This is a genomic window from Echinimonas agarilytica (genome assembly GCF_023703465.1).
Classification (GTDB): domain Bacteria; phylum Pseudomonadota; class Gammaproteobacteria; order Enterobacterales; family Neiellaceae; genus Echinimonas; species Echinimonas agarilytica.
The window spans coordinates 54,792-79,935 of the sequence record NZ_JAMQGP010000003.1; the positions used below are offsets into that span (position 1 = coordinate 54,792).

Annotated in this window: 21 protein-coding genes; 18 read left to right on the forward strand and 3 right to left on the reverse strand. The window is 46.2% G+C overall.

All coding sequences use genetic code 11. The features are described 5' to 3' along the window. Positions 1–267 precede the first annotated feature (267 nt). From NAF29_RS07645 to NAF29_RS07690, 9 genes are all read left to right on the forward strand, one after another. Positions 268–1,686, forward strand: coding sequence for a GumC family protein (locus NAF29_RS07645; RefSeq protein WP_251260989.1), 1,419 nt, complete (start codon positions 268–270; stop codon positions 1,684–1,686). A gap of 10 nt (positions 1,687–1,696) precedes the next feature. After that, positions 1,697–2,779, forward strand: coding sequence for a glycosyltransferase (locus NAF29_RS07650; protein ID WP_251260990.1), 1,083 nt, complete (start codon positions 1,697–1,699; stop codon positions 2,777–2,779). A gap of 9 nt (positions 2,780–2,788) precedes the next feature. Then, positions 2,789–4,603 (forward strand): sugar transferase, encoded by a 1,815-nt coding sequence (locus NAF29_RS18235; RefSeq protein WP_285817672.1) that lies wholly within the window; start codon positions 2,789–2,791, stop codon positions 4,601–4,603. Positions 4,604–4,849: 246 nt separating this feature from the next. Continuing rightward, complete coding sequence (locus NAF29_RS07665) at positions 4,850–5,209, forward strand: STAS domain-containing protein (RefSeq protein ID WP_251260991.1); 360 nt, start codon at positions 4,850–4,852, stop codon at positions 5,207–5,209. Positions 5,210–5,237: 28 nt separating this feature from the next. Next, positions 5,238–6,035 carry an OmpA family protein gene (locus NAF29_RS07670; RefSeq protein ID WP_251260992.1) on the forward strand — a complete coding sequence of 266 codons (798 nt, stop codon included), beginning with the start codon at positions 5,238–5,240 and terminating at the stop codon, positions 6,033–6,035. Then, positions 6,032–8,152, forward strand: coding sequence for an SLBB domain-containing protein (locus NAF29_RS07675; RefSeq protein ID WP_251260993.1), 2,121 nt, complete (start codon positions 6,032–6,034; stop codon positions 8,150–8,152). Before NAF29_RS07670 ends, NAF29_RS07675 begins: the two co-directional genes overlap by 4 nt. Then, entirely contained in the window at positions 8,152–8,916 is a 765-nt protein-coding gene (locus tag NAF29_RS07680; protein ID WP_251260994.1) for a tyrosine-protein kinase family protein, read from the forward strand. The genes NAF29_RS07675 and NAF29_RS07680 overlap by 1 nt, the downstream gene beginning before the upstream one ends. 40 nt (positions 8,917–8,956) lie before the next feature. Beyond that, positions 8,957–12,028 (forward strand): PAS domain S-box protein, encoded by a 3,072-nt coding sequence (locus NAF29_RS07685; RefSeq protein ID WP_251260995.1) that lies wholly within the window; start codon positions 8,957–8,959, stop codon positions 12,026–12,028. 12 nt (positions 12,029–12,040) lie between these two features. Further along, positions 12,041–13,495, forward strand: coding sequence for a sigma-54-dependent transcriptional regulator (locus tag NAF29_RS07690; protein WP_251260996.1), 1,455 nt, complete (start codon positions 12,041–12,043; stop codon positions 13,493–13,495). 36 nt (positions 13,496–13,531) lie between these two features. Here NAF29_RS07690 and NAF29_RS07695 read toward each other — a convergent pair whose 3' ends face one another. Then, on the reverse strand, positions 13,532–14,083 hold the full coding sequence (locus NAF29_RS07695; protein ID WP_251260997.1) for a MarR family winged helix-turn-helix transcriptional regulator: 552 nt from the start codon (positions 14,081–14,083) through the stop codon (positions 13,532–13,534). Between the two features lie 103 nt (positions 14,084–14,186). Here NAF29_RS07695 and NAF29_RS07700 point away from each other — a divergent pair, with 103 nt between their 5' ends. Further along, positions 14,187–14,420, forward strand: a complete 234-nt coding sequence (locus NAF29_RS07700) for a thioredoxin family protein (RefSeq protein ID WP_251260998.1) — start codon at positions 14,187–14,189, stop codon at positions 14,418–14,420. A 52-nt stretch (positions 14,421–14,472) separates the two neighbouring features. Then, the gene (locus tag NAF29_RS07705) at positions 14,473–14,730 is read left to right on the forward strand and encodes a DUF2024 family protein (protein ID WP_251260999.1); all 258 of its coding nucleotides are present in this window, start codon (positions 14,473–14,475) and stop codon (positions 14,728–14,730) included. Positions 14,731–14,738: 8 nt separating this feature from the next. Here the strand turns inward: NAF29_RS07705 and NAF29_RS07710 are convergent, their stop codons facing one another. After that, on the reverse strand, positions 14,739–15,368 hold the full coding sequence (locus NAF29_RS07710) for a hypothetical protein (protein WP_251261000.1): 630 nt from the start codon (positions 15,366–15,368) through the stop codon (positions 14,739–14,741). A gap of 96 nt (positions 15,369–15,464) precedes the next feature. Between NAF29_RS07710 and NAF29_RS07715 the strand changes: the two genes are divergently transcribed. The 7 genes from NAF29_RS07715 (at position 15,465) to gltS (ending at position 22,995) form a co-directional block, all read left to right on the forward strand. Continuing rightward, on the forward strand, positions 15,465–15,863 hold the full coding sequence (locus tag NAF29_RS07715) for a cytidine deaminase (protein WP_251261001.1): 399 nt from the start codon (positions 15,465–15,467) through the stop codon (positions 15,861–15,863). A gap of 115 nt (positions 15,864–15,978) precedes the next feature. Then, complete coding sequence (locus NAF29_RS07720; RefSeq protein ID WP_251261002.1) at positions 15,979–17,220, forward strand: NupC/NupG family nucleoside CNT transporter; 1,242 nt, start codon at positions 15,979–15,981, stop codon at positions 17,218–17,220. Between the two features lie 236 nt (positions 17,221–17,456). Beyond that, on the forward strand, positions 17,457–18,233 hold the full coding sequence (gene deoC, locus NAF29_RS07725; protein WP_251261003.1) for a deoxyribose-phosphate aldolase: 777 nt from the start codon (positions 17,457–17,459) through the stop codon (positions 18,231–18,233). A 2-nt stretch (positions 18,234–18,235) separates the two neighbouring features. After that, the gene (gene deoA, locus NAF29_RS07730) at positions 18,236–19,573 is read left to right on the forward strand and encodes a thymidine phosphorylase (RefSeq protein WP_251261004.1); all 1,338 of its coding nucleotides are present in this window, start codon (positions 18,236–18,238) and stop codon (positions 19,571–19,573) included. Next, positions 19,570–20,796, forward strand: coding sequence for a phosphopentomutase (locus tag NAF29_RS07735; protein WP_251261005.1), 1,227 nt, complete (start codon positions 19,570–19,572; stop codon positions 20,794–20,796). Before deoA ends, NAF29_RS07735 begins: the two co-directional genes overlap by 4 nt. Positions 20,797–20,867: 71 nt before the next feature. Further along, positions 20,868–21,575, forward strand: a complete 708-nt coding sequence (gene deoD, locus NAF29_RS07740) for a purine-nucleoside phosphorylase (RefSeq protein ID WP_251261006.1) — start codon at positions 20,868–20,870, stop codon at positions 21,573–21,575. Between the two features lie 184 nt (positions 21,576–21,759). Beyond that, complete coding sequence (gene gltS, locus NAF29_RS07745) at positions 21,760–22,995, forward strand: sodium/glutamate symporter (protein ID WP_251261007.1); 1,236 nt, start codon at positions 21,760–21,762, stop codon at positions 22,993–22,995. 73 nt (positions 22,996–23,068) lie between these two features. On the opposite strand, the gene NAF29_RS07750 is transcribed toward gltS, so the two are convergent. Beyond that, positions 23,069–24,949: a diguanylate cyclase domain-containing protein gene (locus NAF29_RS07750; protein ID WP_251261008.1), complete on the reverse strand. Its 1,881-nt coding sequence runs from the start codon at positions 24,947–24,949 to the stop codon at positions 23,069–23,071. Between the last annotated feature and the right edge of the window lie 195 nt (positions 24,950–25,144).

Sequence of the window (25,144 nt, forward strand, 5' to 3'; positions counted from 1 at the left end):
CTTGGCAGTTTGGGCGTATTTCATATGGAAATTAAAGCGAAATTTCAAATGCCTTTTTTATTACTAAACGATGCCATATTTACGCTTTGCATTTTGAGAATGGGAGCAGGATAGTTTAATTATTTAAAGTTAAGCGATTGATTAATATTGATTAATTTTCATTGGCACATATCTGGCTATGTTCGCTATAAGTTTGTGACGAGTTGATGCTCAGCAAGACCAGATGTGCTGCATCAAAACTCGCAGTTCCTCATATTGGAGGCTCCCATGGGAGAATTACTACCGCGTCTTTACATGATTCTCGATGCCGCCTGGCGGCGGCGCTGGTTGATCGTGGTGCCTATTCTTGTGCTTCCAATATTGGGCATTGTGGTGGCGAAAGTGTCGCCCCGTTTGTATCAATCGCACACCAGTATGTTGGTACAGGAAACCGCCAAGCTCAATCCATTTTTAGAGGATTTAGCCGTGTCATCTAATCTCGAAGGGCGAATGAGTGCACTGACAACATTGCTGCACAGTCGCCACATTCTGACTCAGGTGGCTGACGATGTAGGGCTCATCAATGACGATTCCGAACCTGCGCAACGCGACGCGGTGATTTCTGAATTGTCCAATGCTCTGACGGTATCAAAAGTAGGCAAAGATCTTATTCGGATTGACTACAAGTCGAATTCTCCTCAAGGAATGAGTGAAATACTGCAATGCATTAGCGATTACTTTATCGAAGAACTTTTAGCTCCGGAGCGTTCATCCATCCGTGAATCTGAACGTTTCTTACAGACTCACTTGCTCAGAAGTCGTGAGCAATTGGAGTTGGCAGAAATTGCGCTTGCTAATTTCCGCTCAGAAAATGCCGATGGCCTGCCTGAACTTCATTCAGCCAATACAGAGCGCTTATCTCGTATTCGCCAAAAACTATTAGAACGCCAAGCGGAATTAGCGGGTGCAAAGCAAGGCTTAGGAACGCTTGACCAACAAATGACACGCACTGACCCCGTGGTGGCTAGACTTGAAGAGCAGATCATTAACCAGCGTGCAGAATTAGTCAATTTGATGTCACGTTACACCAATGGTCATTCTCAAGTGCAAGCCGTAGAGCGCAACTTGAGACGTTTAGAGCAAGAGCGAAATAGTGCACTTGAACATGCTACTTCGGGCCACCAGCAAACCAAAAAACAACCTTCTTTGCCCACCACATTGTCGTTAGCAAATGCGGGTACCACCATGATGATTGTGCAATACGAAGCGCTTCAAACCGCGCATCAGCGAGTTAATGCGTTGCAAGAGGAAGTCACTCAATTGCAAGCCATGGCTGAAGATTTGAGCGCTCAAATTGGGTCCGTCGGAGAGCAGGAACGTCAGTTACTCGCTCTGCAACGCGATTTACGGGTAAAGCGCACGCTATATGAAGATTTGTTGACGCGGTATGAAATGGCGCAGGTGACAGGAGCGCTGGGAGTATTCGAGCAATCTGAACGTATCAAAATTATTGATCGTCCGTTTACCCCTAGTGGCGCTTCAAACTTACCGTGGTGGATGTTCATGATTACAGGTTTATTCGGTGGCGTTTTAGCTGGATCTGGGTTGGCATTATTCGCTGAGCTGAGCGATTCGAGTTTACGCAGTTCATCCGACGTCGAGAAATTACTCGGTGTCAGTGTACTGAGCCGAATTCCCCCTCTTTAGGAGAATATATATGAGTGTTTGGGTTCAAGTTGTACAGCACCTTCGCCCCGGTGGTATCGAAACCATGGCGTTAGATTTACAACGAATTGAGAATGGTGATGACGATGCATACATCATTTCGCTAGAGGGCGATAAACAAGCCGCGTTAAACGCATGGCCTCGCTTAAAAGCGTGTTCTGACCGGTTGATTTTTATGAATAAAAAGACTGGATTATCGTTGCTGTTGCTTATTAGATTGCGTCGACTTTTGAAGTCTCTAAACGCCAATGCAGTACATACGCATCATATTGGGCCGTTGATTTATGGAGGCTTGGCTGCGCGCTTAGCCGGTATCAAAACTGTGATTCACACTGAACATGACGCATGGCATTTACGCGATTCAAAGCGCCGTCTATTACAGCAATGGATCATCGCTCGAGTGAATCCGATGTTGGTGGCTGACGCCGATCTCGTGGCGCGCGATATGCAACAATCGCTGGGATTAAATCGAGAGCAAATCCGCATTATCAAAAATGGTGTAAATACCCACCAATTTGTCACAGGAGATAAAGCCGATGCACGCAAGTGTCTGAAATTGCCTGAAAACGTGCCACTCATTGGTTGCGCAGGACGTTTGGAACTTGAAAAAGGCCACAAGGTGTTGCTTGAAGCGATGGCCATTCTAGACCCGAAAATACATCTTGTACTTGCCGGTGACGGATCACAACGAGCGGCCCTTGAGCAGCAAGCTCAGGCAGCGAATATATCTCATCGTGTTCACTTTTTAGGGGCGATTGAAACCATGCCAACCTTCTATCAATCATTGGACTTGTTCTGCTTGCCGTCTTTCTTTGAAGGCTTGTCGCTGGTGATTTTAGAAGCGCAAGCTTGTGGTATCCCAGCAGTGGTGACCCATGTTGGCGCCAGTCATGAGGCGCTTTGCCCACGCACAGGAAAGCTGGTTGAGCCGGGCTCGCCATTTGCTCTGGCTCAAGCTTTAGAAACTGAAATAGGTCGTACTCATCAAGAAAGTCCTCGCCATTTCGTCAAGCAAAGCGGTGATTTACGCGCCACAGTGCGTCATTACGCTGCCCTTAGAAATCATTGTGCATAGGTGATTATTATGACTACATCCATCGCGGTTATCACACTGTTGGCCATGTTTTTGGTGGTATACCATCATGCGCTTTATCCTATCGTACTTCGACTTTGGAGCGCTAAACCGAAGGCTGCTTCTAAGTCCAACTCGGCGCCCATAGTGCGCCACTTTAGCCAAACCGAGAACGATCAAGATCTACCGTTCATTGATTTGATTATTCCAGCCTATAACGAAGCTGAATTTGTGGCGGCCAAGTTGATGATGATCTCTGCACTGGACTACCCGTCTAACAAAATAAGAGTGCGCTTGGTGTGCGATGGTTGCACTGATGATACCGCTGAGATTGCCCGTCAAACATTACAGAGCATGCACTTTTGTGATGTTGATATTCAAGTGGTTGAGCACCTTAAAAATCGTGGCAAAGTGGCGGTGCTGAACGAAGCTATTGGTCAAAGTGAAGCTGATGTGGTGGCTTTATCGGATGTGTCAGCACTCATTTCAGTGGATGCCATGCTAATTGCTGCGTCGCACTTTGAGAATCACTCAGTGGGTGTGGTCTGTGGGCATTACCAACTGTTAAATCCCGGTTCGGAAGGTGAGCAAAAGTATTGGCAATATCAGCGAAAAGTGCGTGAAAATGAAGCCAACTTAGGCGCTTTGCTTGGCGCACATGGCGCGTTTTACTTGATTCGACGCCAAGCCTTTGTGCCGTTGCGTGAAGATACCATTAATGACGACTTTGTACTGCCGATGAACATCATGGCGAACGGGTATAGGGCTGTGCATGAACCGGATATTTGTGCGGTTGAGTTAGAACAGGCGAATGATGATTTAGACCGCGCGCGACGCAAACGAATAGGGGCCGGAAACCTTCAGCAAGTGGTGCGCTTGCGTCACATGATGTTGCCGCGCTTTAAAGGACAAGCGTTTGCCTTCTTTAGTGGCAAAGCGTTGCGTGTTGCTGTACCGCTACTGCTCATAGTGAGCGCATTCGGCAGTGCTTATTTGGCGTTTGAATCCTTGATGTTTGGTGTCCTTTTGGGGCTCCAATTGGCTGGGTATTCGCTAGCTCTGCTGCCTCGTGTGTTCCCTAGTATTTCATTTCCCAATGTGATGAAAACTTTGAATTACCTGATTGAAGGGCATGCGGCCTGTTTTTATGGGAGCCTTGAGTATGTGGTATATCGGTTTAAACGTGAGTACTTTGATGGCTATCGTGATCCGCTAATCACTCTCAGCAAGCGGATCCAAGACATTATCCTTTCATTGGTGATGCTCATAGTCACAGCTCCGGTGATGATTTTGGTTGCAATTGCTATCCGAGTCGACTCGTCGGGGCCCGTGTTTTATCGACAATTACGTGTGGGAAAAATGACGCATCAGCGAACAGAGCTGATTTATGTGATTAAGTTTAGATCCATGCAGCAACATGCAGAATTGAACAGTGGCGCCGTGTGGGCAACGCACAACGATCCTAGGATCACGCGTGTTGGACGCTTTCTCCGTTGCACTCGACTCGATGAACTGCCACAGTTTTTTAATGTACTCAGAGGCGACATGAGTGTGGTGGGACCTCGGCCTGAGCGTCCAGAGTTTTATGGCAAACTTGAGCGTGCCATTCCATTTTTTAAGGAGCGCACATTTGGCCTTAAACCTGGCATCACAGGCCTAGCGCAGGTCTCGCAGGGGTATGATGGCTGCATTGAAGATGTGCGGAACAAAGCGGCATTCGATCATAGCTATGCATTGTCGTTGTCGCGCTATTCGTACTGGATATTTTTAGAGTGGTCGATATTGTTCAAAACCGCAGCGGTGGTCTTTCTTAGAAAAGGCCAATAGGTTCAGCTTCGATTTTGCCTTCTGAGCGCCAGTTTCTGGCGCTTCAATGAGTACTCTTTTCATTCCCATCTTTCTCTTTGAATTGCCGAATCGCAAAATGCAAAAGTTGTTATTTTGTTTCTATTTATCCTATCTAAAATTCTGATTTTATTGAAATAAAAATTCATGGCATGACTTTAGCTTTATCACTGGTAAGCAAGCACTGAGTGGCAGTGTTTATCAGAATCAAAAAGGTTGGAGATGCTCATGTTGTCATCATTTCATACGACTCCCCAAGGCGACTTAACACTTGAGTTGCATGGCGCTTTTAACGCAGATGCGTGTACTTCAATGAATCAGCGTTTCGAAAATATTTGTCATCAGTACGCCGGCCACAACGTGGTGGTTGATATGAACGATGTGGATGCTTTAGATGCATCTGGAATCGGCGCATTGGTGTTTATGTTTAAGCGTTTACGCGCATCAGGTGGCGCGCTTTATTTGTGCGGAGTGAAAGGCGCTCCACGAAAACTACTTGAAATGCTCCATGTGCATCGTGCGATTCCAATGTACGAAGACAAAACGGCCATGGTCGGTGAAACCGGCATTGTTGGCGTAGCAGCTTAATTGTTGCATTGAGATTCAGGAGAACACCATGCGTACACTCATTTGCTCATTATTGGCCTTGTCAGCGGTAGGATGTGCTTCTACGCCTTGGCCGCAAGAAGGGCGCGGAGGAATGGCTGAGCACGAATCCAACTTGTTGGGATGGTTAGACAGCTCAAGTGACACCCCAATGGGGCCTGAACATGGTTTGAAGTTTGAAATGACCATCGTCAAACATCACTTGGATCTTCTTGTGCTTGAAGGTGCAGAGCTTTGTTTTCCTGCATCAGTCGCTCAGGCGCGTTTACGAGAGCAGCGCATGATGCGTGAACTGCAAGGCGGTTTGGCGCTCGACGCGGCAAACGATATTGAAATTCAACAACATTTTTTACACACATTAGAAGAGCGATTAGATCACGTGAAACGCGGGGGGGCATGTAAACCAACAGGGATTGCAGGCATGAGCTCGTCACAATTGATCGACGGCTTACACCCTTTGCTCAATAGCAACAATCAGTTTGCGTTTGACTCAAGCGAACTGACTCCAGCATACCGCGATCAACTCAATCGAGTGGTGCCGCTGCTTCAGTCGGCCGAGCTTGCCATGGTGATCACGGGGCATACAGATATTCAAGGCTCAGGCAACAAACAATTGTCTCAACAGCGCGCGCAAACGGTTGCAAGTTACTTGCAATCTCAGGGCGTATCTCAACAACGAATGCTTGTTCGTGCTCAAGGCTCCAGTGCGCCCTATGAGGATGGAAATTCTGTCGAGCATTTTCACTCTAATCGCCGCGTGACGATTAGTTTGATTGAACCTGCGATGCTTCCTGGAGGTCGCCAATGAACAACTTACGTTTAGTCTTCAGCATTATCTTTTTATCCATTGCAATTGTGGGCGTCAGTTCGGCGTCAGAATCAACCCATCCTGTGGCGGTGCAAGCAGGTGATTTAGTGCGAATTATTTTACCGGGAGAATCAACGCTAGACCGAGCATTTGAAGTGGATCGCCAAGGTCGATTGCTATTGCCAGAAGTGGGCACCGTTGAAGTGGCGGGGCTTACAGAGCCACAAATGCAAGACAGAGTTGCGCAGCGTTTAGGTCAAGCATTTCGAGATTTAAGCGGTCTGAAAGTGATGATTCAAGAGCGCAGAATTCGCATTAATGTGCTGGGTTTTGTAGAGCAACCTGGTGAAATTGTATTGCCTGCTGGCGCCAGTGTTCAGATGGCACTGAGGGAAGCGGGTGGTTTGCGTTCCGGTGCACAGATCAACAGAATGCAGCTGCGCCGTGCAGGAGAACGTTCCGTATTTGACTACAAAGCCTACTTAGATTCAGGTGACATGGAGAAACTACCGAGCCTTAATTCACTCGATACCTTATTCGTTCCTGCGTCTCCTAAAATTGGCAACGTGGCTGTTAAATTCGACCCTAAGGCGTTAAATGATAAAGGCGATGCCGCTGAAGATAGAACGGCGGTGAAGGTCTTTGGCGAGGTCTACAACCCTGGCAGCTTTTCATTCAAAGAAAACGCAACGCTTGTTGATATGTTAATGCGTGCCGGCGGTGTCACACGCTATGCGAGTGTGGAACAAATCCGTGTGATTATTAACAGCAAACCACAAGTATTCAACCTGACTCGGTATTTAGACAGTGGTGATGCGTCAACATTGCCGGTGTTGAAAGCAGGCACTACAATCTTTGTGCCCAAGCAGCAAGAAGAGATTAAGTCAGGAGCGAATACTGTTTATGTGATGGGCGAAGTGTTTAAACCCGGAGCGTATGAAGGCAACAAAAATGCAGGTTTCTTAGATGTGCTTGCCAATGCAGGTGGCCCTACGCGCTTTGCAGAAACGCGTCAAATTCGGGTGATTCGAAGAGACGGTCGTGTTGAGCGTTTTGATTTGTTGTCATTCACCGAAGGCATGGGAGCAACCACTCCAGAGCTTATGGCGGGTGACGCGATTTTTGTTCCCGAGAAAACAGACTTAAATGAAAAGTCTTGGACCAAGGTAGCTCCTGATCGCGCTGTGAAAGTCATCGGAGAGGTGAATCGTCCCGGGCGTTTTGAATGGTCAGACGAAATGTCACTGATGGACTTATTAGCGCATGCCGGTGGTCCAAAGCCCAATGCCGACACCGCCAAAATTCGCATTGTGCTCCCTGCATCAAATGGTGCCACTGATACACGTATTTTCGACTTGAATGATTTTTTGAACGGTCATTTGAGCCAACAAGATTTACCCCGTATTACGGCTGGGACCGTGGTAATGGTTCCCGATCTTCCAGACGATCCAAGCGACAATAAGTCACAGTGGGTACGTCAAGCGTCAGACGATTCGATTTACTTATTTGGCCAAGTTGGGGCTCCGGGACGTTACCGCTTCGATCCGAAATTACATTTCCTCGATATTTTAGCAGCAGCCGATGGCCCGACTCGTAACGCAGACATTAGCAATGTGCGAATTAGCCACCGCAATGGAACAACTGCCAAAGTGACTAAATTGGATTTGGCGATGTACTTTGAGACAGGTGATGAGTCGTTATTGCCTCATGTTCGCCCGGGCGATTCAATTTATGTTCCTGAGAAAGACCGAAATTGGTTGGCTGAAACCAAAGACACTACTATTCGTGTATTGGGAGCGGTGAATAAGCCGGGCCGCTATCGCTTTAATGACGACATGACATTGCTTGATTTGTTGGCTGAAGCGGGTGGACTGAACAATGACGGTTATCCCGAAAAAATTACCGTAGTGAACTTGTCGTGTTGTCGCGATCAAGCCCGCACATTCGACCTAAATGAATTTTCTAAAACCGGTAATTTTTCGATGCTGCCTGTACTCAGAGCGGGCGATACAGTTTATGTTCCCTCTGAAAAAGACAGCGATTGGTCAAAGGCACGCCAAGGCTTGGAAGATGTATTTCGCGTACTCACCGTGAGCGCTTTGTTGGGGTTTATCTAATGATTTTTCCTTCAAATTATCAAGAGCTTGAACGTATTTATCAGCGGCTTCAACTGTCTTCATCAAGTTGCATTGCGGTCACATCCGCAATGCCAGGAGAAGGCGTGAGTTTACTGGTAGATGCGTTGGCGAATCGGGCATTAAAAGCCCACAAAAAAGTACTCGTAGTCGATTTCAACCTATTTCACCCAAGAGATGTCGCACCTGTCCAAAGCGGCTCGGAAGAGCACATATTGCAATGGCGCAAAGGTGTGCCGCACTCGGCCAATACCAACCGTAAAGCTCAATTGGGTTGCAGTGATAAATTAACAGACTCATCGGTTTTGGAGCCAAAAGGTCAGATGACCATTATGCCGACTCCTATGGATAAAGAATCGATTGTAGCTCTGCGGGAGCCCGGAGCACTTGAGGCGTGTATCCAGCAATGGAAAAAGGACTATCAGTTGATTATCTTTGATTGTGCTGCGGTGAATTTGAACAACCGAGGTAATTTACCTGCTTCTCGCGTGGTTGCCGCAAGCGATGGTGTAATCATGTGCTATATGGCCGGTATAACTGCAGCCATTCATCTGCGGCAAGCGCACGAAGAATTACAGCGCGAAGAGGCATTATTGTTGGGCGTGGTAATTAATGATCAGTACAACCCACTACTGAAACAAGAATTGCTTCGCAAATTGCGAAAATGGTCTGCTAAGCTTCCACGTTTAAATGCTTGGCTTCACAGAAAAATACAGAATTCTCAACTACTTTCAATACGTACCTAATTTGTTCGCTGGGCTCAAAATTTAAGGGGATACTGGAATCATGAAGGTAGGGTTTCGGGTCAAAACGATTATTGGCATTGCCGTAATCGAAAGTATTTTATTAGGCGTTTTGGTGTTTGGCGGTCTGCAATGGCTCAGAGAGTCTAATGAGCAGCAGCTAATTCGCTACGGCCATATGATGGTTAAAACGTTGGCCGTCACCAGCAAAGATGTCTTGGAGGAAAATGATCGCTTGCGCGTCAATGCAATGGTGCAAGAGGTGATTGGCAGTGGCGATATTTCCTATATTCGTTTCATTGACAGTAAAGGCAGTGTTTGGGCGCAAGCTGGGGTTGGAAATCAATTTGAATTACCTCCTGCTCGTTTCATGCTGACTCCCACTCAGTCCGAGGATGGTATGTTCCATGTGACTAATGACATTAAGGTTGATGGTTCCGTTGTTGGTCGCATTGAGCTGGGCATTAACGTTCAATCGTTTCGTGATCTGATGGGGAATGCGCGTTCTTATGGCGCCAGTATTGCCATTCTGGAAGTGGTTCTAGTCGCGTTATTTTCATTTTTATTAGGAACATTCTTAACGCTCAGGTTAAGACGTCTTAGAAATGCTGCCCGTCAGATTTCAGAGGCAGGCCCCGGTGTGCAGGTCGAAGTAAAAGGGCATGATGAGCTGTCGGAAGTGACGCAGGCATTTAATCAGATGTCGCTGTCACTTGAAGCTTCTCACAAAGAATTTAAGTCATCGCTGGAAGTGCAACTGCGTTTGTCTGAATTGCTCGAAACTCACCGCGCCATGCTCCGCGCGACCATTTCTTCAGCACTCGATGCGGTGATCACAATCGATCATAACGGTAGGGTGGTGGAATATAACGAAAGCGCCGAACGTATTTTTGGGTTTACTCGCAATGAAATGATTGGCGTTGAGTTGGCCGATAAGATTATCCCCGAGGCTATGCGAGAAGCGCATAAGTCGGGCATGAAACGCTTTCGACAAACCGGAAAGTCGAATGTATTGGGGCAGCGTTTAGAGCTTACTGCACTGAACAAAAAAGGCCATGAGTTTCCATGTGAATTAGCGATTCGCCATGTTGAAGTGGGCGATGAAACATTGTTCACTGCGTTTATGCGCGATATTAGCGAACGTCGCCGATTTGAACAAGAATTGAGCTTGGCAGCTCATGCATTCGATGCCAACGAAGCCATTTTTATCACCGACAAAGATGCCAACATTGTGAGGGTAAATAACGCGTTTACGCGCATTACAGGATACGAGTCTGACGAGGTGTTAGGACAGAACCCTCGAATTTTGGCATCGGGAGAATTGGATGACGACTTTTACGACGTGATGTGGGCCAAGCTTCATGAAGACGGGCGCTGGTCAGGTGAAGTGGTTAATCGGCGCAAAAATGGTGAGTTGCTTCCCGAGTTACTGAGTATTTCATCGGTCAAAACAGCCGCGGGCGACATCACGCACTATGTGGCGCATTTTACCGATTTAAGTGAGCAGAAAGCCGTTGAAGTTTCGCTTCGACAAGCACGCTCGGACGCCGAAGCCGCCAGCGAAGCCAAAAGCCGGTTTTTGGCGACCATGAGCCATGAGATTCGTACTCCTTTAAATGCCATTCTCAATATGAATCAATTACTGGGGGAAACATCTCTCAGTCATCAACAACATCATTTGGTCAAAACAGCGGGAGAAGCTGGGCATACATTGATGGCTTTAGTGAACAATGTATTGGATTTTTCACGCATTGAGGCCGGAAAAATAGAGCTGGTTCCAGAATGGTTTTCAGTATCTGAAACAACTCAATCCTTAGTGGACTTATTTGAAGCCACAGCGAGCCAAAAGCGTTTAATTCTCACCTTGTCACTTGAGCATGATATGCCGGTGGAATTTTATGGAGACGCGTTAAGGTATCGTCAAATTGTGCTGAACTTGCTGGGTAATGCGGTGAAATTTACTCAAAGAGGATTTGTTGAGGTGTCACTTTATTTTGGTGTGGAATCCGGTTTAACCTTGCAAGTTAAAGACTCCGGCCCTGGGATTGATAAAGCTGCGCAAAAACGTCTGTTCGATGAGTTTTATCAAGTGGATGATAGTAAAACGCGCCACCATTCAGGAACAGGACTTGGTTTAGCCATCACACGTCAGTTGGTCAGTATGATGGACGGCACCATTGAGCTACACAGCCAACTCGGGCAAGGCACCACTTTTGTGATTAATCTACCGCTGCCTTCTCGACAAAAAGAGGCCGACATTGAACGACCGAAGGAGCCAGCACCGGTTGCAACTGGGCAATGGAAGCCACATGTGTTGCTGGTGGAAGATAGCGCATCCAATCGAGCCGTGGCCGCTGAGGTGCTCGGCAATTATGTGGAAACCATCGAGTTTGCGGAGAATGGGCATATTGCGGTGGAGAAGGCCCAGATCTTGAAATATGACCTGATTTTGATGGATGTGGCGATGCCGATCATGGATGGTCTAGAAGCCACATTTATGATTCGCTGTAACGAAGGGCCAAATCAACAAACTCCTATTTTAGCGATGACCGCCAACGCCTTTGAAGAGGATAAACAAGCGTGCCTTAGTGCTGGGATGGATGATTTTTTAACAAAACCTTTGGATATCAATCTTATCCGCCAGAAAGTGGTTGAATGGGGGCGCGTGGTTTCTGATAAATATCTGGAAGTATTGAATATTGAACCTCAAGAGAAAGACAAAGAGATCGCCGTACTTGCCACAGATAGCAATAGCGAAGAACCGCCATTACTTGATGTCGCGGTACTTGACCGATTGATTCATGATGCATCTCATTCTGTGGTATTGACGATTTTGTCCACACTAACAGATGAAGCACAGGGGCGCGTTAAATGTATTATCAATGCGTTAGAACAAGACTTTTTTGAGCAAATTACGCTTGAGTCACATACGCTTAAAAGTAGCTTGGGCAGCTTCGGAGCAAAGCGCTTACAGGATCTTGCTCTGCAAATCGAAAAGGCATCGAAAGAAGAAAATATGATGCAATTAAGTGAGCTTGTGCCACAGTTACAGCCTTTACTAGAGCAGTCTATTGCTGCGATTGGCACACATATGGAAAACGTGGCGAGCGCTTAAAGGAGGTATGGAATGACTTCAAAAGCGTCATTGTTATTGGTTGAAGATAGTGACTCTTTGGCCGCTATTTATGAAGCCTACTTGGTGAACGAGAGCGTCACCGTTGAACGTGTAAGCACAGGCGAAGCGGCTATTCGGCAGCTAATGAAAACGCCACCCATGGTGATGTTACTTGATTTAAAGCTGCCTGATATGAGTGGCATGGATGTATTGCAGTGGATGAGCACACAGCATCTGAACACCTTGGTGATCATCATTACAGCTCACGGCTCGGTGGACGTAGCCGTAGATTCAATGCGCTTAGGTGTGTTTGATTTTCTGGAAAAGCCCTTTGATGCTGGCCGCCTGCAAGTGACTGTGAAAAATGCCCTTCGCATGAATAACTTGCAGTCTTTAGTGGATGATTATCAAGCGGATGTTGAACGGACTAGTTACCACGGCTTTATCGGCAGTAGCCTTCCCATGCAGCAAGTTTACAAAATGATTGATGCCGTTGCCCCAAGTAAAGCCACTGTATTTATTACCGGAGAAAGCGGAACAGGCAAAGAGGTGTGTGCCGAAGCCATCCATAAACAAGGGCCGCGCGTGGGCAAGCCTTTTATTGCGCTCAATTGCGGTGCCATTCCAAAAGATCTGATGGAAAGTGAGATTTTTGGCCACGTTAAAGGGGCGTTTACAGGCGCTAACACGGATCGCAAAGGAGCCGCAGCGCAAGCGGACAGCGGGACCTTATTTCTGGATGAAATTGGAGAAATGGACTTAGATCTGCAAACCAAGTTGTTGCGTTTCGTACAAACAGGACGTTATCAAAAAGTTGGAGGAAGCAAAGAGGAAAAGGTAGATGTGCGGTTCTTGTGCGCAACCAATCGAGATCCATGGAAAGAGGTGCAGGAGGGGCGTTTTCGCGAAGACTTATACTATCGGCTATTTGTTGTACCCATTCACTTACCACCACTTCGCGATCGCGGTCGAGACATGCTTTCAATCGCCAGTTCTTTATTGCGACATTACTCAAAAGAGGAAGGCAAGCAATTTAAGCGCTTCTCAGCCGCAACGGCTGCGGTACTCGCCAGTTATGATTGGCCTGGCAATGTGCGTGAATTGCAGAATGTTATTCGCAATATTTGCGTATTGCACGATGGTGATGAGGTGATTGCAAATCAATTGCCGGCTCCGCTAAACAAGCAGATGCCGGATGAATCATTTGAGCTTGAACTCACCGAAAATGATTCTGAAGTGCATGAAAAATCAGCGCCAGAGCATTTTGAAGCCGTCGAAATGAGTGTGGTGGAAACTGAGGAAGTTGTGCCATTGCAGCCGCTTTGGATCACTGAAAAGCAAGCTATTGAACGCGCAATAGAGCATTGTGGCGGCAATATTCCCAAGGCTGCTGAATTGTTAGAAGTAAGCCCGTCTACCATTTACCGTAAAAAACAGAGCTGGGAAGAACAAGAGCTGAGTTCTTAACAGCACCAAGGGCTCAACCCTTTGAGCCCTTAACGATTATTTAAACTCACGACATATGAGCGTAGCGTCGTGTTCCGACAACACATCTTCAGTCAGGCCGCATTGAAAGCCATGCGATGTTGAGCGGTTATAGTGACACTGCTGACATACACCAAAGCCTTCTCGTCCAGCTTGGCTTTGATAGCTAGCCAGTATTTGCTTGAGCTGTTTATTGAGTGCGGTCGCCGCTGTTTCATCGAATTCTTCGAGTACCTTTCCAAAGCCTTCAGGCGGGTAGCAGTTGTCAATGCAATGCTGACCATCAACTGTTAATTTTAAATGCACCACTCTTTTGTCATCAGGATCTTTAACCTTTTCAATCAGGTGCTTAGATTCCAAAATTTTCAGTGTTTGCGAGACGGTGCCTTTAGTACTGCCCAAATAATCGGTCACGGCTTGAGGTGTGTCTGAATATCGATTGCAAATGTTTAAGTAGCTAAGCGCTTCTAAGTGTACTGGCTGTAAACCTAATTGCCCCATCGCCTCTTTTGACTCACTTCGGAACAGATTTGCAAGGCGTTCTAATGTGTAAAATAGATCATTTTTCATGGAAATATAGTATCGACTCAAAACCAACTTGACAAGCTTAAAATCATACGCCAACCTAACATGGTATCGATTCGATACTATTTTTTGGAGCATGGAGAGAATTATGAAACAAGCTACGTTTTATCATGCAGGTTGCCCAGTGTGTGTGAGTGCAGAAGTTGAATTTGCAAAAGCGCTGAACCCGTCGGAATTTCGGGTCAGTACAGTGCATCTTGGTGAAGACTCAGCGCAAATATCAACGGCAGAACGAAACGGCGTAAAATCGGTGCCAGCGATGGTCATTGATGGCAACGTATTCCATATCAATTTTGGTGCATCTATTGCTGATTTAAAATAGAGATTGATTGGGCGAGCTGCGTAGTGGCTGGCCCAATACTAAGGAGTTTGAAATGGAAGTGTTTGTTTTTGATACGCATGTAAAGTCGAGTTGTGGAAAATACCTGCACTTTGACGTGTTTCTCCACGAGCGATCAGATCAAAAGGCACGTGATGTGGCGAACGAGTTCATTACCAGTCAAGGCATTGAGGCCTCTGAGTTAGCCTTAAATCAATGTGATTTTTGCCATAGGGAGATGGCAAACCCAGCGGTGGCGTCGCATATCCTTCAACATGGGTCTTACATATTGCCCATGGAAGGGTGTCGTTAGCTCGGTGACTACTGTGTGCATTGAATGGTTAGAACAAAGTCGTCTTGCTGTTGTTGGAAGCCTAATTGATTTAAGTAGCGTTGATGCTGTTTCACAGCGCTTTTGGCAGAAATACGTTTAAGGTTTGGGCTTTTAAGTTGTGAAATTCCTTTGTAAAAAAGGAATTTTGCATTTTTCATGTCTCTTACATCTGGGGTTACATAGTCCACCAAGATCGTTATTTCTTCGTCGCTGATAGGGCGGTAAATAAACAACCCTACCGGTTTTAAGTTGCGTAATGTAATAATGGTCTGATGTTCATCCCAAGTGTCATTGTAATTGGGGAAAAACTTCAAAATATCGGCTTTATATTCTTCCAGCATTAAGGTTTTAAGCTGAGCATTAGAGGGCGTGCTGTGCACCACCGAAAATGAGTCTTTAAAGCTGTAAATTTTCCATAAGTAATACATATTCGTGAGGCAAATCCAACCATTCAGTAGCATCACTGGGTACGCTTCAATCACGGCTCCGTAGATTGTAAAAATAACCGCACCAAGCAGGTTTATCCAACGAAGCTTCTTAATATTTGCCATCATCAAAGAGACTGCAACAAATACAGAACCCACATAGCCAAAAGCTTCGATTGTCGCCAAATCCATGATTAAAACGTCCTAAAGTAATTAATTGTGCGGCATTATAGTGACAATTGGCTCAATGATGTATGGTCATATATTCATTTTCTGGAGATTGCTCTCATGACAACGTTACCTATTGAAAAACTGATAGAAGTGGCACGGGCGTCTAGCAAAAATGCGCACTGCTGTTACTCAGACTTTCCTGTGGGTGCAGGATTGTTGACAGACTCGGGGGAGGTTTTACCGGGCTGTAACGTTGAGAACATGTCCTACGGTCTGACAAACTGTGCAGAACGAACGGCATTGTTTGCAGCGATAAGCCAAGGATACAAACCGCACAGCTTTCCAGCCATCGCAATTTATACACCCACGCAAACAATTGTGACGCCTTGCGGCGCATGTCGGCAGGTGATGTCTGAATTGATGGACAAGGATGCGGTTGTGGTTAGCCAATGTGCAAGTGGGCTTCAACAACAATGGACAGTGGGCGAATTATTGCCAGATAGTTTTGTGTTTTAGCAGGCCTCTTCACCGGAGAGCCACGAAAACGACTGATATTGTAATGATGAGTCGGTGAAAAATTTTTATTTTACTATCCTAAGAAAATATGCCGATTTGGCAGGAGTAATTGTGTATGTCAGTGATGATGAGTCTGATCGGTATTGTCAGTTTACTTGCAGTTGGATACCTGCTGTCAGATAACCGTTCGGCGGTGCGTTGGAGAACGGTGGGAGGGGCATTTCTTATTCAAGCCAGTATTGCAGCGTTGGTGATCTACGTTCCGTTTGGGCAGCAAATTTTGCTGTCGATTACGAATGCGGTACAAAGCGTCATTGATAGCGCTCAAGTCGGTATATCGTTTTTATTCGGCGGGCTGGGCACCGATGCCATGTTTGCCAATGGAGTTGGCTTCGTGTTTGCCGTTCGGGTATTGCCGATTATCGTATTTTTCTCCTCGCTGATCGCGGTGTTGTATTACCTAGGAGTGATGCAATGGGTGATTCGAGTGATTGGTGGCGCGCTGCAAAAGCTACTGAACATTAGCCGTCCTGAATCCATGTCGGCCACGGCTAACATTTTTGTGGGGCAAACCGAAGCGCCACTCGTAGTGAGACCGTTTATCCCCACTATGACCCAATCTGAACTATTTGCAATTATGGTGGGGGGGTTAGCATCGGTTGCTGGCTCTGTGTTGGCAGGCTATGCCGGCATGGGCGTAGAACTTAAATATCTGATTGCGGCCTGCTTTATGGCTGCACCAGGTGGCCTAATGATGGCAAAGCTCATGAAACCGGAAGTGGACGCTCCGCGCCAAGACATTCAAGAACTCGAAAATGAAGCGCAAGAAGATGCTCCGGCCAATGTCTTGGATGCTGCGGCTCAAGGCGCAAGCTCTGGTTTGAAATTAGCGTTAAATGTCGGGGCAATGTTACTGGCCTTTATCGCATTGATTGCTTTACTTAACAGTATGGTTGGTGGTGTTGCAAGTTGGTTTGGCCAAGACGGCGTGAGTATTGAGTTATTGTTAGGGTATGTTTTTTCGCCACTCGCCTTTCTCATTGGTGTGCCTTGGTCTGAAGCCTTGCAAGCAGGCAGTTATATTGGCCAAAAGTTGGTGCTCAATGAGTTTATTGCCTACGCCGACTTTGTGGAAAATCGAGACGCGCTTTCTATTCACTCTCAACTTATTGTGACGTTCGCTTTGTGTGGTTTTGCAAACTTATCGTCCATCGCCATTTTGCTCGGGGGCATCGGTGGCATGGCTCCAAATCGACGCAGCGATATTGCCCGAATGGGCATCAAAGCGGTCGTGGCTGCGTCCATGGCTAATTTTATGAGTGCGGCATTAGCCGGGTTATTTTTCTCTTTGAGCTAAGGGCACCTCGTTTCATTGAACGGGTGATTTTAAATATATAAAGGGTAAAACCAGATCACTGAAGTTGTGGCTAAGCTGATGTTGTCACTGACTTTGTTAAAATCCTGTCTATTAAGACAGGGTTTGGTGTAGCATAGCGCATCAGTGAAAGTTTCGAAGCCTCGCACTTAGGGCAAACTGCTCGTTCATAGTGCTGTGTTTTAGTTTTAATCGAAATGAAATGCGAAGGAATTACAATGTCTTATTCACAGTCTGTCGCTCGCCAAGCCATTGCTTTGATGGATTTAACATCTCTGAATGATGACGATTCGGAAGCCGTTATTGCTGCACTTTGCGAAAAAGCGCACACCTCCTATGGTGATACGGCGGCTGTTTGTGTTTACCCCCAGTTTGTTGCCTTTGCCCTGAAGAGTCTGGCAAGTTTGGGTTTGTCGCATGTCAAAGTCGCTACGGTGACCAACTTTCCATCCGGTAGCTCTGATATCCAAAACGCTGTGGAACAAACTCAATTAGCGGTTGCTGCAGGTGCTCATGAAGTGGATGTGGTTTATCCATACCACGCGCTTTTAGCAGGTGACCGAGACGTGGGCCTTGAGCTGGTAAAGCAATGTAAAGCAGCGTGTGGCCAGCATGCCCAACTGAAAGTGATCTTAGAAACTGGGGCGCTCGATAATCCCGAATTGATTCGTCAAGCGTCCATTGATGCGATTGAATCCGGTGCCGATTTCATCAAAACCAGTACTGGCAAAGTGGCGGTGAATGCCACGCTATCGGCGGCCCGAATTATGCTCACTACAATTGCAGAACTAAAGCCTTCTGTGGGCTTCAAACCTGCAGGCGGCATTCGCACTACAGAAGACGCCGCTCAATATATAGAATTGGCATCGGACATCTTGGGGCCAGATTATGTTACAGCAGCGCGCTTTCGTTTGGGCGCTTCAAGCTTATTGACTCATTTACTGACGACTTTGGGTGACAACAGCGCACCTAAACCGAAAGCAGGAGACTATTAACTATGTGGCTGGCGCAAGAAGTTATTCGACAAAAACGTGATGGCTCTGCTTTAGCAGAATCAGATATTTTAAGGTTTGTTCAGGGTATTACTGATGAATCGGTGAGCGAAGGACAAATTGCCGCAATGGCCATGGCTATTTATCTAAATGGCATGAATTTGAGTGAAAGAACAAAGCTGACTAAAGCGCTCAGAGATAGCGGCTCTGTCATGGAATGGATGGTTGATGGTCCCGTGGTCGACAAGCATTCGTCAGGCGGTGTGGGTGACTTTGTGAGCTTGGTGCTAGGGCCCATTCTTGCTGCTTGTGGTTGCTATGTGCCGATGATTTCAGGACGAGGCCTGGGGCATACGGGCGGTACACTCGATAAATTTGACAGTATTGCAGGCTACAACACTCACCCTGATTTAGGCACATTTCGCCGCGTGGTGAAAGAGTGTGGTGTTGCTATTGTAGGGCAAACTGCAGAGCTTGCGCCGGCGGATGGCCGTTTATATTCAATTCGAGATGTGACCGGTACAGTTGAGTCGGTTGATTTGATCACCGCATCCATTCTTGCAAAGAAGCTCGCCGAAGGGCTTGATGTGCTGGTGATGGATGTGAAAGTCGGAAATGGGGCTTTCATGCAATCAATTGATGAAGGTTTAAAACTTGCCACTAGCATCGTGAATGTTGCAAATAACGCTGGTACCAATACCACTGCGCTTATTACCGACATGTCGCAGCCTTTGGCTCGCACCGCGGGCAACGCTCTTGAAATGAAAGAAGCCATTGCCTTGCTCAAAGGTGAAGTGAGAAGCCAACGGCTTTGGACGGTTACATTAGAGCTGGCGAAAACGGGTTTATGCGCTGCAGGCTTAGCAACATCGGATGCCGATGCAGAAGCAAAAGTGATGCATGCATGGAAGTCTGGTAAAGCGGCCGAGCACTTCGAAAAAATGGTCTCGGAGTTGGGTGGTCCTAGCCATATTTTGACTTCTTACGAACAGCATATGCCGAAAGCGATGATCACTAAGCCCGTATTGGCGTTACGAGACGGCTATGTTTATAGCACTCAAACCCGAGACATTGGTTTGGAACTGATCCCGTTGGGCGGAGCACGTAAGGTGCCATCAGACGACATTAACCATGCAGTTGGTCTTTCTGATCTGAAGTTCCCCGGAGAATATGTGAGCAAAGGACAACCGCTTGCAGTGATTCATGCAGAATCAGAAGAGGTTGCCAATCAAGTCTCTATTAACCTTCAGAATGCCTATCATTTATCCACACAAGCGCCCGAAGAGAACATTTTAATTCATCGGGTAATACCTGCATCTTCAGAACCTGGGAGCTCGTCGTGAAACGCGCATTGATTTTAGTGATGGATTCTTTTGGGGTCGGAGCTACCGAAGACGCTCATAAGTTTGGTGATGAAGGTTCAAACACTCTACTTCATATCGCTGAGCAATGTGCTGCAGGAAATGCAGAAGAAGGACGAACAGGGCCGCTAACGTTGCCCAACCTCAGTCGACTTGGGCTTGGTATTGCATGTAAGGAGAGTGGTGGAATTTTTCCTCCAGGGTTAGAACAAACGGCTTCAATTATTGGTGCGCATGGCTTCGCTGAAGAAATTTCGACTGGCAAAGATACGCCGAGTGGGCACTGGGAGTTAGCGGGTGTTCCTGTGACATTTGAATGGGGCTACTTCAAGCAGCCCACAAATAGTTTTCCACCTGAATTAGTTGAAGAATTTTGTAAAAGAGCAGGCGTGGATGGCATTTTGGGAAATTGCCATGCTTCAGGAACAGAGATACTCGAACGTTTGGGCGAAGAACATTTGGCAACTCAGTTGCCCATTTGCTACACCTCTGCCGACAGTGTATTTCAAATTGCAGTTCATGAAGAGGTGTTTGGCCTCGGTCGGTTGTATGAAATTTGTAATATCGCCAGAGATTTGTGTGACGAATATAATATTGGCCGTGTGATCGCTCGGCCATTTTTAGGCACGGCAGCTCATAACTTTGAACGCACTGGAAATCGCCGCGATTACTCTGTACTGCCACCTGCGCCAACGCTACTCGATAAATTACTTGCCGATGGCGGCCAAGTCTTTAGCGTGGGCAAGATAGGCGATATTTTTGCGCACCAAGGAATTAGCCAGTACTACAAAGCAAATGGCAATGATGCATTATTCGATAGCACCTTACAGGCATTGAATGATGCAGGAGATAGAACTTTAATTTTCTCCAATTTTGTAGATTTTGACATGTTGTACGGGCATCGCCGAAACGTTGCTGGCTACGCTGCGGCACTTGAACATTTTGATCAGCGTTTACCAGAGTTGCTGGCACAGCTAGGAGATGAAGACATTGTGATCTTAACGGCTGACCATGGCTGCGATCCAACATGGGAAGGCACTGATCATACCCGTGAACATGTTCCCGTTTTGGCCTTCGGTCAATCAATTCCACCTGAGAACTTAGGATTACGAACCAGCTTTGCAGATGTAGGGCAATCGCTCACATCATTCTTTGGTTTAACTCCTATGGCCTATGGCAAAAGCTTTATTCATTCCGAACGTTAGCCGTTCGACACAACAATAACGAGCTGAAAAATTATTTCGGCGACCACCGATAAGAAGTAACAGGACAACTTATGAGTACTCCACATATTCACGCGAAAGCCGGGGATTTTGCCGACACAGTATTAATGCCGGGCGATCCGCTTCGAGCTAAATACATTGCAGACACTTATCTAACCAATGTAAAGCAAGTTAATAGTGTACGAAATATGCTTGGTTTTACCGGCGAATTTAAAGGCCAGCGGGTTTCTGTGATGGGCTCGGGAATGGGCATTCCATCCATCTCTATCTATGCTAAAGAACTGTATACGGAATATGGTGTTAAAAACATTATTCGGGTAGGAAGCTGTGGTGCGGTTCAAGAAGATGTCAAACTCAGAGATGTGATTTTAGCGCAAGGCGCTTGTACTGATTCAGGCGCCAACCGTACTCGCTTTAAAGGGTATGACTTTGCTGCGATTGCTGACTTTGGGTTGCTTTCTTCTGCGTCACAAGCTGCCAGCAAACGTGGTCTTAAAGTACATGTGGGTAATGTGTTTTCTGCGGACTTGTTTTACACGCCCGACACTGAGATGTTTGGTGTTATGACCAAACACCAAATCTTAGCGGTGGAAATGGAAGCGGCTGGCTTGTACGGTGTTGCAGCTGAGTTTGGTGGCAAAGCGCTGTCGGTTCTGACCGTTAGTGATCATATTTTAACCGGTGAACAGACAACAGCAGGTGAACGTGAAACCACGTTTAACGATATGATGGAGCTAACGCTCGACGCAGTGGCAGAATAATAATGAAGAAGCGTTAAGCATGTTAACGCTTCTTCTTATTCTCGTCTTCATTTTCTTCCGTTTTCCCTTCGTTCTGCAAACTCATACCGCAATTAAATCAACTTCAACCTCTTTTATTTCTGCGCTGTCACAATTTAGAGCTAGGCTATACACTATTGGTAATAGTTATAGGTGGAGTTCTTCAATGGAAGGCTGGGTATTTGAAAATGGAGTTTTAAGCTTTAACTCCTTTTTTACGGTAACAATGGGTATCGTTGTTTTATTTTTAGGGCGAAGACTAAATCAGAGCGTTGGTTTTCTTCGTGAATTTAGTATTCCTGAGCCCGTTACGGGCGGAATTGTGTTTTCAATTCTTTTTGCGCTTATCTATGCCACAACATCGGTTGAGATCGAGTTTGACCTTACCGCGCGTGATGTATTGCTTGTTTATTTCTTCACCACAATCGGTATTAACTCCAGCTTAAAAGACTTGTTAAAAGGTGGAATGCCTTTAGTTATCTTGCTCGGGCTGACCATCGGCTACATGGTCATTCAGAACTTAACCGGTATTACCATTGCTTCGTTATTCGACCTTCAACCCGCGGTGGGCCTATTGGGTGGTTCGGTATCGCTTATTGGGGGACATGGTACTGCCATTGCGTGGGCTCCGCGTATTGGTGAAGAGTACGGCGTTGTGAGTGCCATGGAAATTGGTATTGCCAGTGCAACCTTTGGCCTGATTTTGGCGTCACTGATGGGCGGGCCGATCGCTAAGTTCCTTATTAATCGCCATGGACTTACGCCCGCCAAAAAAGAGCAATTAGATGTTGGTCTAAATGAGCCTGCGAATGCTAAACCCATCACAGGGTATGACTTTTTGGATGCGGTCTTCTCCATTCACATTTGTGTAGTGGTGGGATTGGTTTTGAATGAGGTTGTTGCTCAAGCAGGGTTGCAATTGCCCTTGTTTGTGACGTGTTTGTTCGCGGGTATTATCATCACCAATATCATTCCAGATAATTATCCTCGCTTGTCGGGCACTAAATGGCCTTCAAGACAGCCTGCTATCGCGCTGATTGCCGATATTTCATTGGGTACGTTTTTAGCCATGTCGTTAATGAGCATGCAGCTTTGGACTCTAATTGACTTAGCGGGCCCCATCTTCACGATTTTGGCGGCGCAATTTGTCGTGGCAATTTTGGTGAATATATTAATTGTGTTCCCAGCGATGGGTAAAAACTACGACGCTGCGGTAGTTTGCTCTGGTTTCGGGGGGATTTCATTGGGCTCAACACCCACGGCAATGGCGAATATGTCGGCAGTATCTCAGCGTTACGGGGCATCTCATTTAGCCTTTATTATCGTTCCACTGGTATGCGCATTCTTCATTGATTTAGTGAATGCATTGATGATTCCATTCTTCTTAGCCAACTTTGGTTAAGACTTACATCACTAAAAAAAGCGCGGTTTTCAACCGCGCTTTTTTATTACAAGATTAAGATCAGAAGCTTTTATTACTGAAAGGCATCTAGCCGATATTTTTTCTTACTTTCTGTTTTGTTTTCATAGAGGCGTTTGTCCGCCTCATCCAAAGCGATTTTAAGTCGTTCTTTGCCTCCGCCGTGATATGCTGCAAAACCAATAGCTGCGGATATCTCAAACGGCATGCCAGAGGCTTTATTGTACTTCTTTAGTGCAGATGCAAAGCGCTGGATGAGTGTATCGATATCCGATTCATCGCAACGTTTTGCACAAATGATAAATTCATCTCCGCCGATTCTGCCAATAATATCTTCCTCCCTGAAGCTTTCCCTTAACACATTCGCGATCAAACAAATCGCCTGATCGCCGGTTTGATGGCCGTAGGTGTCATTGATCATTTTCAGGTAGTTAATATCGGTATAAAAAATTAAACAGTCTCGTGGCTCTCTACTGGATACAGCATAGCTTTCCACCAGTTCGAAAAAACCACGCCGGTTGTACAGCTGAGTGAGTTCATCCCGAATGGATATGCTCTCGAGCTTCTTATTGAGTGCGTGAAGCTCGGAGTTGGCTGATTTAAGCGCCAGTAAAGTCGACTTCATTTTAACCGTAGCGGCAGCCTTTGCCTCAAATAGCAAGGCGGCATTGAGTGCTTGAGCCACTAAGCAGCGAATGTTTTCCATATCTTCAAGGCGCCCAACCGATGCATCGAAGACAATAAAGCCAAAATGATTATCATTGAAAAATAAAGGTTTTAGAATAAGATCTTGTTGGCGTTCCGAACTCCAGAATGGGTTGGGAAACAGCTCTTTTGTGCTAAACGGAGTTGGGGTTGCAAGCGGCACACGCTGATTATCTTGATATGCAAAAATCAATGAAGAATGTTCAGCGAGTGCTTGTTGATTACTTTCATCATCTTTGTCATACAGTGCGATATAGCAGCTTTTGATTTTAAAATGCGGCAAGGTGATCGCGAGCTGCTCTAGCAGTTCGTCTACTTTATAGCTTTGAATCATCTCCTGAACTTTATAAGCAATAGAGAAGAATTGAGTTTGCGTGCTGCTTTCCACATCATCCAATGGTTTACAGCCGCAGCTGCGACGATAAACCGGCTTGGTGGTCAACAATATGTCCATTGGCGGTTGACGTTCTTTGGCCTGCAATTTGAGCTCTTCGAAGCTTTGCCGTGCGATTTCATCAAAAGGTTGGCCCACAGTAGTGAGCGATGGCCTTACAAAAAAACTATTGGGAGAGTTATCAAAACCGGTAATCGCAATAGAGTTGCCTATTTCAGGTGCGTGTCGATGAAGATAGTCAATTGCCGCGATGGCCATGTCGTCATTTGAGAATACAGCGGCGTCAATTGCCTCGTTGTTGTGTAGCTCGATGAGTGTTTTGGCTGCACGAATACCTGATGCTGGGGTAAAGTCACCTTCAATGATGTGGTGCTTTACGTCTCTTTCATGCACAACGCTGTTAAATGCTTTTAAGCGCGCTTTTGCTTCAGGGCTTGAATGAGCACCACTGATAAATGCCAAATTTTTAAAGTGATGGAGCCGGATTAAATGATCGACAACCTCAACCATGCCGACCGAGTCATCTAGCAGAATGTTGGTTGCACCATCAAATCTAAGATTGAGACTGACTACAGGAATATGGAAGCGATTTAAAAACCAACGGTTTCGGTCTTCTTCGTTCATAAAACCAAGCAATGAACCGGAACATACAATAAGCCCATCTAAGCGATCTTCGTCAATGAACTCAAAAGCTAGGTTGTGTTGTTTGTCTTGATAGAGCGTGCTGTCGATACAACGCCCTTCAAAAACCACAAGGTCTATATCAAAGATGCGAGCTTGTTCTTTAAGCGCATTAAATAATGGCCATTGATAGTTGCCACATATCTCATTTGACATGAGCCCGATTCTGAGACGATTCATTTGACTGCCTTTATTTCACTCTAAAACGTTCCGGCCTGCGACAATATTACATGATTGTTAACGAGAAACATGCATATAAAATGCCGCGTTTTCCTATCCAATTCTATAATAAATCATGCTATTTGAGAGCCGACACATGACTTACATGCAGCTTAAGTGATAGCGGGCACA